The sequence below is a fragment of the Delftia sp. HK171 genome, from assembly GCF_001886655.1.
Taxonomy (GTDB): domain Bacteria; phylum Pseudomonadota; class Gammaproteobacteria; order Burkholderiales; family Burkholderiaceae_C; genus Comamonas; species Comamonas acidovorans.
In genome coordinates this window covers 4,127,274-4,139,860 of sequence record NZ_CP018101.1, presented here as the reverse complement: position 1 = coordinate 4,139,860, position 12,587 = coordinate 4,127,274, and the positions used below count along the sequence as shown (strand labels likewise).

Annotated in this window: 16 protein-coding genes and 4 tRNA genes; 17 read left to right on the top strand and 3 right to left on the bottom strand. The window is 63.7% G+C overall.

Annotation, left to right across the window (positions count from 1 at the left end; genetic code table 11):
• Positions 1-75 precede the first annotated feature (75 nt).
• From iscR to BO996_RS18535, 16 genes are all read left to right on the top strand, one after another.
• A complete protein-coding gene (gene iscR, locus BO996_RS18610) occupies positions 76-612 on the top strand; it encodes a Fe-S cluster assembly transcriptional regulator IscR (protein ID WP_012205825.1) in 537 nt (178 codons plus the stop codon).
• A gap of 135 nt (positions 613-747) precedes the next feature.
• Entirely contained in the window at positions 748-1,968 is a 1,221-nt protein-coding gene (locus tag BO996_RS18605) for an IscS subfamily cysteine desulfurase (protein ID WP_071956066.1), read from the top strand.
• 43 nt (positions 1,969-2,011) lie between these two features.
• On the top strand, positions 2,012-2,410 hold the full coding sequence (gene iscU / locus BO996_RS18600; RefSeq protein ID WP_012205823.1) for a Fe-S cluster assembly scaffold IscU: 399 nt from the start codon (positions 2,012-2,014) through the stop codon (positions 2,408-2,410).
• Between the two features lies 1 nt (position 2,411).
• The gene (gene iscA, locus BO996_RS18595; protein WP_012205822.1) at positions 2,412-2,735 is read left to right on the top strand and encodes an iron-sulfur cluster assembly protein IscA; all 324 of its coding nucleotides are present in this window, start codon (positions 2,412-2,414) and stop codon (positions 2,733-2,735) included.
• Between the two features lie 117 nt (positions 2,736-2,852).
• Positions 2,853-3,371: a Fe-S protein assembly co-chaperone HscB gene (gene hscB, locus BO996_RS18590; protein ID WP_071956065.1), complete on the top strand. Its 519-nt coding sequence runs from the start codon at positions 2,853-2,855 to the stop codon at positions 3,369-3,371.
• A gap of 84 nt (positions 3,372-3,455) precedes the next feature.
• The gene (gene hscA, locus BO996_RS18585; protein ID WP_071956064.1) at positions 3,456-5,324 is read left to right on the top strand and encodes a Fe-S protein assembly chaperone HscA; all 1,869 of its coding nucleotides are present in this window, start codon (positions 3,456-3,458) and stop codon (positions 5,322-5,324) included.
• A 25-nt stretch (positions 5,325-5,349) separates the two neighbouring features.
• Positions 5,350-5,688 (top strand): ISC system 2Fe-2S type ferredoxin, encoded by a 339-nt coding sequence (fdx, locus tag BO996_RS18580; protein ID WP_013802212.1) that lies wholly within the window; start codon positions 5,350-5,352, stop codon positions 5,686-5,688.
• A gap of 10 nt (positions 5,689-5,698) precedes the next feature.
• On the top strand, positions 5,699-6,415 hold the full coding sequence (gene dnaQ / locus BO996_RS18575) for a DNA polymerase III subunit epsilon (protein ID WP_034394212.1): 717 nt from the start codon (positions 5,699-5,701) through the stop codon (positions 6,413-6,415).
• 42 nt (positions 6,416-6,457) lie between these two features.
• Positions 6,458-6,532, top strand: a tRNA-Val gene (locus BO996_RS18570).
• A gap of 37 nt (positions 6,533-6,569) precedes the next feature.
• Positions 6,570-6,644: transfer RNA gene (locus BO996_RS18565), tRNA-Val, on the top strand.
• Between the two features lie 38 nt (positions 6,645-6,682).
• Positions 6,683-6,757: transfer RNA gene (locus tag BO996_RS18560), tRNA-Val, on the top strand.
• Positions 6,758-6,794: 37 nt separating this feature from the next.
• A tRNA-Val gene (locus tag BO996_RS18555) sits at positions 6,795-6,869 on the top strand.
• A 159-nt stretch (positions 6,870-7,028) separates the two neighbouring features.
• Positions 7,029-8,129, top strand: coding sequence for an NAD(P)/FAD-dependent oxidoreductase (locus BO996_RS18550; protein WP_071956063.1), 1,101 nt, complete (start codon positions 7,029-7,031; stop codon positions 8,127-8,129).
• Between the two features lie 202 nt (positions 8,130-8,331).
• On the top strand, positions 8,332-8,643 hold the full coding sequence (locus tag BO996_RS18545; RefSeq protein WP_012205816.1) for a DUF883 domain-containing protein: 312 nt from the start codon (positions 8,332-8,334) through the stop codon (positions 8,641-8,643).
• Between the two features lie 8 nt (positions 8,644-8,651).
• Positions 8,652-9,071, top strand: a complete 420-nt coding sequence (locus BO996_RS18540) for a phage holin family protein (RefSeq protein WP_012205815.1) — start codon at positions 8,652-8,654, stop codon at positions 9,069-9,071.
• A 2-nt stretch (positions 9,072-9,073) separates the two neighbouring features.
• Positions 9,074-9,445 (top strand): hypothetical protein, encoded by a 372-nt coding sequence (locus tag BO996_RS18535; RefSeq protein ID WP_012205814.1) that lies wholly within the window; start codon positions 9,074-9,076, stop codon positions 9,443-9,445.
• Between the two features lie 157 nt (positions 9,446-9,602).
• On the opposite strand, the gene BO996_RS18530 is transcribed toward BO996_RS18535, so the two are convergent.
• Complete coding sequence (locus BO996_RS18530; RefSeq protein WP_013802216.1) at positions 9,603-10,649, bottom strand: quinone-dependent dihydroorotate dehydrogenase; 1,047 nt, start codon at positions 10,647-10,649, stop codon at positions 9,603-9,605.
• A 34-nt stretch (positions 10,650-10,683) separates the two neighbouring features.
• Here BO996_RS18530 and rpiA point away from each other — a divergent pair, with 34 nt between their 5' ends.
• Positions 10,684-11,376 carry a ribose-5-phosphate isomerase RpiA gene (gene rpiA, locus BO996_RS18525; protein ID WP_013802217.1) on the top strand — a complete coding sequence of 231 codons (693 nt, stop codon included), beginning with the start codon at positions 10,684-10,686 and terminating at the stop codon, positions 11,374-11,376.
• 21 nt (positions 11,377-11,397) lie between these two features.
• On the opposite strand, the gene BO996_RS18520 is transcribed toward rpiA, so the two are convergent.
• Together BO996_RS18520 and BO996_RS18515 are read right to left on the bottom strand one after the other, a co-directional pair.
• Positions 11,398-11,772 (bottom strand): hypothetical protein, encoded by a 375-nt coding sequence (locus tag BO996_RS18520; RefSeq protein WP_232240371.1) that lies wholly within the window; start codon positions 11,770-11,772, stop codon positions 11,398-11,400.
• A gap of 40 nt (positions 11,773-11,812) precedes the next feature.
• Positions 11,813-12,517 carry a glutaredoxin family protein gene (locus BO996_RS18515; protein ID WP_071956061.1) on the bottom strand — a complete coding sequence of 235 codons (705 nt, stop codon included), beginning with the start codon at positions 12,515-12,517 and terminating at the stop codon, positions 11,813-11,815.
• Positions 12,518-12,587 lie beyond the last annotated feature (70 nt).

Sequence of the window (12,587 nt, the reverse complement as noted above, 5' to 3'; positions counted from 1 at the left end):
GACTGTGCCCAACTCCAGTCAAATCGCTGGAGCGGGTGTTTCTGTAACGTACAAGCCTGACTGAAGGAGCTCGTAATGCGTCTCACCACCAAAGGCCGTTTTGCGGTCACTGCCATGATCGATCTGGCCCTGCGCCAGAACAATGGCCCTGTCACGCTGGCAGCCATCAGCCAGCGGCAACAGATTTCCCTGTCGTATCTGGAACAGCTGTTCGGCAAGCTGCGCCGCCATGAACTCGTCGAGTCCACCCGTGGACCCGGCGGCGGCTACACGCTCGCCCGCAAGGCTGGCGACATCACCGTGGCCGACATCATCGTCTCCGTGGACGAACCCATTGATGCCACCCAGTGTGGCGGCAAGGAAAATTGCCTGGGTGAAGCCGGCCGCTGCATGACGCATGAGCTGTGGGCCGCACTGAACCAGCGTATGGTCGAGTTCCTCGATTCCGTGACGCTGCAAAAGCTTGTGGACGAACAACTGGCCAAGGGCATCCAGATCGAGGACAAGCCCGTGGTGCGCCGCGCGATTTCCACGGCTCCCGTGGTCAAGCCCATCCGTGTGAATGCCCCGAACTCGGTATTCGCGCTGGGCAACGCCTTCGCCAAGTCCTGATCGACTTTTGACACCCTGAGGGCAGGGCACCGCCGCGCATGGCTGTGTGGCGCGGTGTTGTCCGCCTGGATGGATTCACCGGAGTTCATCGCCTTCCCGTTTTTTTGCCAGCCTGAACCTTGATAAGAGCCAGTCATGGACATGACCCCGCATTTCCCCATCTATCTCGACTATGGCGCGACCACCCCTGTGGACCCTCGCGTGGTGGACGCCATGATTCCTTGGCTGCGTGAGCATTTCGGCAACGCCGCATCGCGCAGTCATGCCTGGGGTTGGGAAGCCGAGGAGGCCATCGAGAAGGCCCGCGGCCAGGTCGCAGACCTGATCGGCGCGGATCCCCGTGAGATTGTCTGGACCAGCGGTGCCACCGAGTCCATCAACCTGGCCATCAAGGGCGCGGCGCATTTCTACCAGGGCAAGGGCAAGCACCTGATCACGCTCAAGACCGAGCACAAGGCCGTGCTCGACACCATGCGTGAACTCGAGCGCCAGGGCTTTGAAGTGACCTACATGGACGTGCAGCCTGACGGCCTGCTCGACATCGAGGCATTCAAGGCCGCGCTGCGCCCCGACACCATTTTGGTCAGCGTGCTGTTCGTGAACAACGAAATCGGCGTCATCCAGGACATTCCCACCATCGGCGCGCTGTGCCGTGAGAAGGGTATCCTGCTCCATGTGGATGCCGCGCAGGCAACGGGCCGCGTGGAGATCGACATGTCCAAGCTGCCGGTGGACCTGATGAGCATGACCGCGCACAAGACCTATGGCCCCAAGGGCGTGGGTGCCCTGTATGTGCGCCGCAAGCCACGTGTGCGCCTGGAAGCGCAGATCCACGGTGGTGGCCATGAGCGCGGCATGCGCTCGGGCACGCTGCCCACGCACCAGATCGTCGGCATGGGCGAAGCCTTCCGCATCGCCAAGGAAGAAATGGCTGAAAGCAACGCCAAGGCCTACGCGCTGCAGCAGCGTCTGCTCAACGGCTTGAAGGACCTGGAGCAGGTCTTCATCAACGGCAGCATGGAGCACCGTGTGCCGCAGAACCTGAACATGAGCTTCAACTTCGTCGAAGGCGAGTCGCTCATCATGGGCATCAAGGGTCTGGCGGTGTCCTCGGGATCTGCCTGTACGTCGGCCAGCCTGGAGCCCAGCTATGTGCTGCGTGCACTTGGCCGCAGCGACGAACTGGCGCACAGCAGCCTGCGCATGACGATCGGCCGCTTCACGACCGAAGAGGAAATCGACTACGCGATCAGCACCATCCGCACCAATGTGGTCAAGCTGCGCGAACTCAGCCCGCTGTGGGAGATGTTCAAGGACGGCATCGATCTCAGCACCATCCAATGGGCGGCTCACTGAGCATTGGCCGGCACGCGAATCAAGTATTGAAGAGGTAGACATCATGGCTTATTCCGACAAAGTGGTAGACCACTACGAAAATCCCCGCAACGTGGGCTCGTTCGACAAGAACGACGAATCGGTGGGCACCGGCATGGTCGGCGCTCCTGCCTGCGGCGACGTGATGAAGCTGCAGATCAAGGTCAACCCCGAAACCGGCGTCATCGAGGATGCGCGTTTCAAGACCTATGGCTGCGGTTCCGCGATTGCCTCGTCTTCGCTGGTGACCGAGTGGGTCAAGGGCAAGACGCTGGATGAGGCGGCTGCGCTGAAGAACAGCCAGATCGCCGAAGAACTGGCTCTGCCTCCCGTCAAGGTGCACTGCTCCATCCTGGCCGAAGACGCCATCAAGGCAGCGGTCGATGACTACCGTGCCAAGCGCACTGCGGTGGTGGCCGCCTGATATGGCGATCTCGCTGACCGATTCTGCGGCACGCCATGTGAGCCGCTACCTGTCGCGCCGCGGCAAGGGTATCGGCGTGCGCCTCGGGGTCAAGACCACGGGCTGCTCTGGCCTAGCCTACAAGCTGGAGTATGTGGACGAGCAATTGCCCGAGGACGTGATCTTCGAGGACCACGGCATCAAGGTGCTGGTCGATCCCAAGAGCTTGGCCTATATCGACGGCACGGAGCTGGATTTCGTGCGTGAGGGCTTGAACGAAGGCTTCAAGTTCCACAACCCCAACGAGCGTGATCGCTGCGGTTGCGGCGAGAGCTTTCGCATCTGACCGGTATCTGCCGGGTGGCCGGGCCTTTGTGGCCTGGCGGCATGCCCGGCAGGCCCTGATTTCTTCTACTCCCTCAAGAGGCCGCCTTCGCTTCGGTGCTGGCGGCTTTTTATCGACATGAACCTGCAATCGGACGATTTCGAGCTGTTTGCGCTGCCGCGCCAATTTGCGCAGGAGCGCAGCACCATTGACGCGCGCTGGAAGGAGTTGCAGCGCGAGGCCCATCCTGACCGCTTTGCTTCGCAGGGAGCCGCCGCGCAGCGCGTGGCCATGCAATGGTCGGTGCGCATCAACGAGGCCTACCAGCGGTTGAAAGAACCACTCAGGCGCGCAGCGTATCTCTGCGAATTGCTGGGTGCACCCGTGCGTGCCGAGGACAACACGTCCATGCCCACCGCCTTTCTGATGCAGCAAATGGAGTGGCGCGAGGCGTTGGAAGAGGCGCAGGACGAGGCCGCCCTGGATGCGCTGGACGACGAGGTGCTGCAGGCGAGAAAGAACATGCTGGCTGAATGCGGTCGTCAGCTGGATGAACTGCACGATGCGCAGGCGGCTGTGCAGCAGGTCAGAGCCCTCATGTTTGTTGCGCGATTTGCGCAGGACATAGAGCGTCGCCGCGATCAACTGGGACAATAACCCGCGATCCGCACCTCCCACGAGAGACCCTCATTCACAAGGCAGGCCGGCCGGCCCGGACCTGCAATTTCCCCGAGTATTTTCATGGCGCTTTTGCAGATTTCCGAACCCGGTCAGTCCCCCGATCCCCACCAGCGGCGCATTGCCGTGGGCATCGACCTGGGCACCACGCATTCGCTGGTCGCCGCTGTCCGCAATGGCGTGGCCGAATGCCTGCCGGATGACCAGGGCCGAGTGCTGCTGCCTTCTGTCGTGCGCTATCTGCCCCAGGGCCGCCGAGAGATCGGCCACGCCGCCCAGGCTGCACTGTCTACCGATGCGGGCAACACCATTGCCTCGGCCAAGCGCTTCATGGGCCGCACGCTGGCTGACATCGATTCGCCGGAAAAGCTGCCTTACCGCTTTGCGGAGCAGGAGGCCGGCCGTGGCGTGATCGGGATCGAGACCGTCGATGGCACCAAGACAGCCGTGGAGGTCAGTGCCGAGATCCTGGCCACGCTGCGTTTCCGTGCCGAAGACACCTTCAATGACGACATCCATGGCGCCGTCATCACCGTGCCCGCCTACTTTGACGATGCACAACGCCAGGCCACCAAGGATGCGGCAAAGCTCGCCGGCATCAACCTGCTGCGCCTGATCAACGAGCCCACGGCTGCCGCCATTGCCTACGGCCTGGACAACGGCTCCGAAGGCGTCTACGCCGTCTACGACCTGGGTGGCGGGACCTTCGACATTTCTATCCTGCGTCTGTCCCAGGGTGTGTTCGAGGTCGTCTCCACTGGCGGCGATTCGGCTCTGGGGGGTGACGACTACGATGCGGCTTTGGCCGAGTGGGTGGCCCAGCAGACCGGCGTGATTCCCCAGACGGCCGAGGACAAGGCGCGCTGGCGCATGGCGGCACGCCTTTGCAAGCAGGCATTGACGGATGCACAGGTCGCAACGCTCACGGCCGAGCTGTCTACCGGCGCTGTGCATTTCGATGTAAAGCGCAGCGATTTCGATGCGAGCACGGCCCATCTGACGGCACGTTCGCTGGCGGCCGTGCGCCGCGCGCTCAAGGACGCAGGGCTGGCGCGCGACGAAGTGCAGGGCGTGGTGCTGGTCGGCGGTTCCACCCGCATGCCCCAGGTGCGCGAGGCCGTGGCCGAGTTCTTTGGCCGCGATCCTCTCATCAATCTCAACCCCGACGAAGTCGTCGCGCTGGGGGCCGCCATCCAGGCCAACCAGCTCGCTGGCAACAGCTCCAGCGGCGACATGCTGCTGCTCGACGTGATTCCTCTGTCCCTGGGCGTGGAGACCATGGGCGGCCTTGTCGAGCGAATCATCAGCCGCAACGAGACCATTCCCACAGCCCGTGCCCAGGACTTCACCACCTACAAGGATGGTCAGACGGCCCTGGCCGTCCATGTGGTGCAGGGCGAGCGCGACCTGGTGGCGGACTGCCGCAGTCTGGCGCGTTTCGAGCTGCGCGGCATCCCGCCCATGGCGGCTGGCGCGGCCCGCATCCGTGTGACCTTCACCGTGGATGCCGACGGCCTGCTGTCGGTAGGCGCCAAGGAGCAGACCAGCGGCGTCGAGGCCCATATCCATGTCAAGCCGTCGTACGGCCTGTCGGATGACGAGGTTGCCCGCATGCTGCAGGACGGCTTTGCCACGGCCCAGCAGGACATGCAGGCCCGCGCACTGGTGGAGGCACGTGTCGACGCCGATCGCATGCTGATGGCCACCGAAAGCGCTCTGCAGGCCGATGGCGATGTGCTCGCCGCAGACCAACGTGCAGCCATCGATGCGCTGATCGACGCCCTGCGCGCCAGCGTGGGCTCCGAGGATGCCGCCGTCATCGAGGCCGCGACACAAGCGCTGGCCAAGGGCACGGAGTCCTTTGCCGCCGAGCGCATGAACCGCAGCATCCAGCAGGCCCTGGCCGGCAAGAGCGTGCAATCCCTTTCCTGATTTCTGATCCGACAGCAGATCCGTCATGCCCGTTATCAAAATACTTCCCCACGCCGAATACTGTCCCCAGGGTGCCGAAATCGAGGCGCCCGCCGGAACCTCGATCTGCGAGGCCCTGCTGGACAACAACATCAAGATCGAACATGCCTGCGACATGAGCTGCGCATGCACCACCTGCCATGTGGTGGTCAAGGCGGGCTACAACTCGCTGAACGAGGCCGAGGAAGAGGAGGAAGACCTGCTGGACCGTGCCTGGGGCCTGCAGCCGCAGTCCCGCCTGTCCTGCCAGGCCATCCTGGCACGCGAGGACGTGACCATCGAGATTCCCAAGTACTCGCTCAATCACGCCAAGGAAAACCACTGAGGGCCAGCACATGTCGCGTCAAATCATTCTCGACACTGAAACCACTGGCCTGTCAGCCGACAACGGCGACCGGCTCATCGAGCTGGGCTGCGTGGAGATGGTCAACCGCAAGCTGACCGGCAACAACCTGCATCTGTATTTCAATGCGGGGCGCGACAGCCATCCGGACGCGCTGCGCGTGCACGGCATCACCACCGAATTCCTCAAGGACAAGCCGCGCTTCGAGCACAAGGTCGAGGAGATCTGGGAGTACCTGCAGGGCGCCGAGCTGATCATCCACAACGCGCCCTTTGACCTGGGATTCCTGAACAAGGAGTTGGAGCTCGCCAACCGCCCGCCGATCCGCCAGTGCGTGAGCGGGGTCATCGACACCCTGGTCATGGCCAAGGAGATGTTCCCTGGCAAGCGCAACTCGCTCGATTCGCTGTGCGATCGCCTGGAGGTGGACAACTCCGGGCGCACGCTGCACGGCGCCTTGCTGGATGCGGAGCTGCTGGCCGATGTCTACATCAACCTCACGCGGGGCCAGGAGGCCCTGTTGATGGCGGAAGAGCCTGTCCAGTCCGAGGGTGGGCTGGTCGTGGCGCAGGTGGATCTGGCCAGCTTCAAGCTGCGCGTGGTGCACGCCAATGATCAGGAGCTGGCCGCACACGAGGATGTGATGGTGCAGATGGACAAATCGAGCGGCGGCAAGACAATTTGGCGCGGCTTCGAAAATCAGTCCTAGAAGTTATGACATAATCTAAGTCTTGTCGCAGTAACGACATATGGGTGATTAGCTCAGCGGTAGAGCACTGCCTTCACACGGCAGGGGTCACATGTTCGATCCATGTATCACCCACCATTTTTTCCAAAGAGGTTGGCCTAGCAGCCAGCTTCGCGGGTGATTAGCTCAGCGGTAGAGCACTGCCTTCACACGGCAGGGGTCACATGTTCGATCCATGTATCACCCACCAGTTTTTTCCAAAGAAGTTGGCCTAGCAGCCAGCTTCGCGGGTGATTAGCTCAGCGGTAGAGCACTGCCTTCACACGGCAGGGGTCACATGTTCGATCCATGTATCACCCACCATTTTTTCCGAAGAGGTTGGCCTTGCAGCCGGCTTCGCGGGTGATTAGCTCAGCGGTAGAGCACTGCCTTCACACGGCAGGGGTCACATGTTCGATCCATGTATCACCCACCAATCAAGCCCTCCTGAAATCTGTTCAGGAGGGCTTTTTCATTTCCGCTCGGTGCATGGTTTTCAGGCCCTGGAAATTCCAATGCGTCCAGATGATCTGTGGCGCATTCGTGTCTGACGCCGTCTGATAATCGGCTGCTGGACGGTGAAAGGGCAGACAAGATGAGCGAACAGGTCGATTGCGTGGTGGTGGGTGCGGGCGTGGTGGGGCTGGCGGTGGCCAGGGCGCTGGCGTTGCAGGGCAGGGAGGTCATGGTGCTGGAGGCGGCTGAAGCCATTGGCACGGGCACCAGCTCGCGCAACAGCGAGGTCATCCATGCCGGCATCTACTATCCCGAAGGTTCGTTGAAAGCCCGTTTGTGCGTCGAAGGCCGGCAGCGTCTCTACGCCTACTGCGGTGAACGCGGCATTGCCCATCAGCGCTGCGGCAAGCTCATCGTAGCAACGGATGAGGCGCAGCGCGGCCAGCTCCAGGCCATTGCACGCAAGGCCGAAGCCAATGGCGTCCACGACCTGCGCTGGCTTGAAGGCGCCGAGGCACGTGCCATGGAGCCCGCGCTGCACTGTGCGGCGGCACTGCACTCCCCCAGCACCGGCATCATCGACAGCCACGCACTGATGCTGGCTCTGCAGGGCGATCTCGAAAACGCAGGCGGCATGGTGGTCTGCCATGCCGAGGTGCAGGAGGCAGCCATCACTCCAGGCGGCGTGTGGCTGCGCACGGCCGATGGGACGGAACTGACGGCCCGCACCCTGGTCAATGCGGCAGGTCTTCATGCGCCATTGCTGGCGGCCCGTTTGCAGGGGTTTCCGCAGCAGTTTGTTCCGCAGGCCTTCTATGCCAAGGGCAACTATTTCACGCTGTCCGGGCGGGCGCCGTTCTCGCGCCTGATCTATCCCGTGCCCGAGGCGGCTGGCCTGGGCGTGCATCTCACGCTGGACATGGGTGGCCAGGCCAAGTTTGGCCCCGATGTGCAGTGGGTCGAGAGCCCAGGTGACCTGCAGGTCGATCCCGTGCGCGCCAACGCCTTCTACGCAGAGATCCGCCGGTATTGGCCGGGTCTGGCCGATGGCGCGCTGGTGCCCGGCTACGCCGGCATCCGCCCCAAGATCAGCGGCCCCAGCGAGGCCGCCGCAGACTTCGTGATTCAGGGGTCTCAGACCCACGGCGTTGCGGGCGTGGTGCAACTGCTGGGCATCGAGTCACCGGGATTGACCAGCTGCCTGGCCATTGGCGCGCACGTGGCGCAATTGCTGGCCTGAAGATCTGCCGGTTCACGACACACGGCCACGGCAGGCCTTGTCTGACAAGGCTCAGGCCCCCTCGCTTCCCGGAAGCCCCGGAACAATTGGATAAGATGCTTGCATGTAACAAGGGCCTTGCCCATGTTGCGTGACAGGTATCGGGCGACATGATTGCCTGCTCCCCGCTGTATTTGTTTTCACCTCAATAGAAAGGCTCATCATGACGAAATCGATCACTGACACCGTCTCCACCGCACAAGCCGATCTTGAAAAACTGGTCGGCGACCTGCGTGGTCTGCTGTCCGCCAAGGAGCTGGATGCCGTGCCGGAAATCCATATGCTGCGCCAGCGTATCGATGATGGCATGTCCAATGTGCGTGAGTCCGCGGTGCGTGCGGCGCAGGAAGCGGCCCGCCAAGCCAAGGATGCTGCCTACGCTGCCGATCGCTACGCCCACGATGAGCCGTGGCGCGTCGCAGGCGCAGCCCTTGCCATGGGCGCCTTGCTGGGCTTCCTGCTGGGTCGTCGCTGATCAGCGGCATGCCTGACCAGAAAAGGATGCCTGTGAATTGGATTTCCCTTCTGGGTTTGGATGCCTGGGTGGCGCGCTGGCGCGCTTCCGTGATCGAGCTGGCCATTGCCGCAGAAGACCGCACGGACCTCGCGCGGCTTGAATGGGCCGAGCACAAGCGCAGCATGCAGACGGTGGTCGTGCTGCTGATTGCGCTTGCTGGACTCAGCGTCGTGGTCATGCTCACGCTGTCGGTGGCCTTGCTCGTGCAGTTCTGGGACACCGAGCACCGCGTGCTGGTGGGCTGGCTGGTGGGCGGTGGCTGGCTGGCGGTCTGGGCCATTGCCCTGTGGCAATTGCTTGCTGCTGTGCGCCGCCTGGCCCGCCCCTTCATCCTTACCCGCAACGAGCTGAGCCAGGACTGGCAGGCGCTGAAGAAGAGGCTGTAGCCATGGTCGATGCTTCCAACGCTTCCCCGTCCCGCAACGCTGTCACTCCGCCCGCGCCCACGGGGCTCAATGCGGAGCTCTGGGTCACATCCACCGTTGAGCAGCAGCAGGTGATGCAACGCATTGCCCAGCAGCGCGAGCGCCTCAAGGCGCGCTCTGCGGCCGTGGCCCAGGCCCGGGCATTGAGCCGCTCTGCCACCCAGGTGCAGCCCGATGCACCGCTGGTGGAGCGTGCCATCACCTTTGCGCGCCTGCATCCCGTGGCCGTGGCCGTGGCGGCCGGAGCCGCACTGATGGTGGGCCCGCGCAAGCTGCTGCGATTCGGCACCACCGTCATGCCCCTGATCCTGCGCTGGCAGCAGCGCAGGGGTTGAGGGCCGAGAAGCCTGCTTCTCTCCCAAAGAAAGAAAACGCCCGGCATGCCGGGCGTTTTCGCGTTCTGCGTTCAGTGCGCCAGCACTGGCTGTGTGGTGTCTTGACTCAGCTGCCTTGGCTCGAAACGGCCAGCCAGCCACCTGTCTGGCACGGGCCTCAACGCAGCTGGGCTATGGCGCGTGCGGTCTCGGGCACCAAGGCAGGGCCTCGGTAGATCAGGCCGCTGTAGATCTGGACCACGTCGGCGCCTGCGCGGATTTTGCTGACGGCATCTTCGCCGCTGAGAATGCCGCCCACGCCGATGATGGGGTAGCGGCTGCCCAGGGCGGAACGCAGCTGACGGATGACCTGGTTGCTGGCCTCCAGCACCGGCGCACCGGACAGGCCGCCCGTTTCCTGCGCGTGGGGCAGGCCCTTGACGGCTTCCCGGCTGATCGTGGTGTTGGTGGCGATCACACCATCCATGCCATGGCGCTGCAGCGTGGCGGCGATGACGCCGACCTGCTCTTCATCCAGGTCGGGTGCGATCTTCACGAACACCGGCACCCGCTTGCCATGCTGCGTGGCCAGCTGCTCGCGGCGCTCGGCAATCGCACCCAGCAGGGCGTCCAGCGCTTCGTCGCTTTGCAGGGCACGCAGGTTCTTGGTGTTGGGCGAGCTGATGTTCACCGTCACGTAGTCGGCATGCGGGTACACGCCGTCCAGCGCCTTGAGATAGTCGCTGGTGGCGTCTTCGATGGGAGTGGTGGCGTTCTTGCCGATGTTCAGCCCCAGCAGCATGGGTTTGCCCTGGGCGCGGGCCTGCGAGCGCTTGACGTTGCTCAGGAAGGCATCCAGGCCTTCGTTGTTGAAGCCCAGGCGGTTGATCAGCGCATTGCGTTCGGGAATGCGGAACATGCGCGGCTTGGGGTTGCCCGGTTGCGGGCGGGGCGTCACGGTGCCCACCTCGACGAAGCCGAAGCCCATGGCGGCCAGCGCGTCGATGCAGCGCGCGTTCTTGTCCAGACCCGCTGCCATGCCCACTCGGTTGGGGAACTTGAGGCCAGCCAGTTCGACAGGGTCACTCACCATGGGCTGTGCCCACGCCTGCTGCAGGAGCGTGTTCTGCCCCTTTGCCATCAGGTTCATCGTGAGATCGTGGGCGGATTCGGGGTCCATGCCGAAGAGAAAGGGACGGGTCAGGGCGTAGGGGATCAGAGACATGGGGATAATCAAAGGATTACCTGGATTTTCCCTCATGACGACATCTGCTGCCTCTTTTTCCCAAGATGAACTCAAAGCCCTGGTCGGGCAAGCCGCTCTGGCCTATGTGGTGCCCGGCGAAATCGTCGGCGTTGGCACCGGCTCCACGGTCAACAAGTTCATCGATGCACTGGCCACCATCAAGGACCAGATCCCGGGCGCCGTGTCCAGTTCCGTGGCCAGCACCGAGCGCCTGAAGGCGCTGGGCATCAAGGTGCTGGATGCCAACGAAGTCGCCAGCCTGTCGGTCTACATCGACGGAGCCGACGAGATCGACGGCCGCGGCTACATGGTCAAGGGCGGCGGCGCCGCGCTGACGCGCGAGAAGATCGTCGCTGCGCTGGCCGAGCGCTTTGTCTGCATTGCCGATGCCTCCAAGCGCGTCGAGGTACTCGGAGACTTTCCGCTGCCTGTGGAGGTGATTCCCATGGCAGCTGCCCAGATTGCGAACCGTTTCAAGGCCATGGGTGGCCGCGCCGAGATCCGCATGAAGGACGGCGTACCCCTGGTGACGGACAACGGCCAGCACATTCTTGATGTGCGCGGCCTGAAGATCGCAGAGCCTCTGGCCTTCGAGTCCGACGTCAACCAATGGCCTGGCGTGGTGACCGTGGGAGTGTTTGCGCACCAGAAGGCATCGGTCTGCCTGCTAGGCACGCCCGAGGGCGTGCAGACGCTCAACTATTGAGCGAAGACCTTCCGGCCTCGGCTAGCCGAGGCTCTCGAACGCCACGGCGCCTGTGATCCAGGCGAGCAGGGCCAACGCACCCAGGCACAGCGCGCGCAACGAAGCTTGCGCGCGCTGTTTTTTGTGGCGCTGCATGAGCAAGGCGATGGCCGCCAGCCCCGTGTAGACGGCAAGGAACGCAGCCGTCGCCATGTAGTAGGCCAGACGGTTGAGGCCATTGCCCAGGCCTCCGTCATGCATGAACCACAGTGTGATCAGGCAAGGCACCAGCGCCAGGCTGGCCAGCCTGAAAGGCTCGCGCCATGAAGGCCTTGCAACCAGGGTCCACGCGATGAGCGCGGGCAGGCCGACAAGCGTGGCAAGCCTTGCCATGGTCCAGACTACATCGGACAGCATGGAATCCACTGTCGGGCTCCTGATTGCGGCAGGCGCTTGCCTAGAAGCTCAGGCCTGCGGGGTTGTCGTTGGTGCGTGCACCAGGCGTTGGAGCGGGCGTGGGGGGGCGCCGGCTGCCCGGGTCCTCGGCAGCGGCGGGTGCTGCTGCGGGCGCCGATGCCGCCGCCGATGCAGCGGGCGTAGGCGTGGTCAATGGCTGTGCCGATGGCCGCTTGTACTGGGCCGGCAGTTGCGAGGTCGCAGGATAGCCTGCGGCATCCAGGTATTGGGTCCATTCGCTGGACGAGAAGCCGCTGAGGAACTGCTTGCCAACGGTGGCAAACGGCAGGCTGTTCTGGCCGCTGAGCTTTTGCAGGGCAGCGGCGTCCGCCTCGGTCTGCACCAGGCGTTCGGCATAGGGAATGCCTCTGGATTGGAGCAACTGGCGCGCGCTGTCGCAGGGCGCGCAGTCGGACGAGGTGTACAGCGTCACCGGAAAGCGGGCTGCGATCTGGCGCAGCGCATAGGGCAGGGAGGCATTGCTGTCAGCTGTGCCCGCGACTGACGGGGCGGCAGCGGCGGCAGGCGCTGCCTGCTGCTGGGCGCTTTGGGCCGGGCGGTCCGAGAAGGTGACTTTTCCATCGGGCCCGACGATACGGTAGACCTGTTGTGCGCTGGCCGGCAGCGCGGCAGCGAGGCAGACGAGGGCGAGGCATGGCATCAGGTGGCGCAGGGCGCCGCGGCCAAGGCTGGGAGAAGACTGCATGGACGATCTCGGTTTCGGAAGAAGGGTTTCGTGCCGGGGGCCACCACTCGTCGGATGGATGCCCGCATAG